The organism is Prevotella sp. SGI.167, assembly GCF_050313615.1.
In the GTDB taxonomy this organism is placed as follows: Bacteria; Bacteroidota; Bacteroidia; order Bacteroidales; family Bacteroidaceae; genus Prevotella.
Genome location: NZ_JBNPLT010000167.1, coordinates 1 through 222 on the forward strand (window position 1 = coordinate 1; position 222 = coordinate 222).

The 222-nt window shown below is 41.0% G+C and carries 1 protein-coding gene; it reads left to right on the top strand.

The annotated features are described in order from the left end of the window. Window positions 1-222: NAD-dependent epimerase/dehydratase family protein (locus ACQRBJ_RS16360; protein ID WP_445304274.1), on the top strand; the 222-nt coding region annotated here is incomplete at both ends.

Consider the following 222-nt stretch of genomic DNA (forward strand, 5'->3'; position numbering starts at 1 on the left):
TATCAGCCAAAGGTGGTGGTGAATCTTGCAGCTCAGGCTGGCGTGAGATATTCTATCACGAATCCTGATGCTTATATCCAAAGTAACCTCATTGGTTTCTATAACATTCTTGAGGCTTGTCGTCATCACGGGGTAGAGCACTTGGTTTATGCTTCTTCATCATCTGTTTATGGATCTAACAAGAAGGTTCCATATTCTACAGATGATAAAGTGGATAATCCA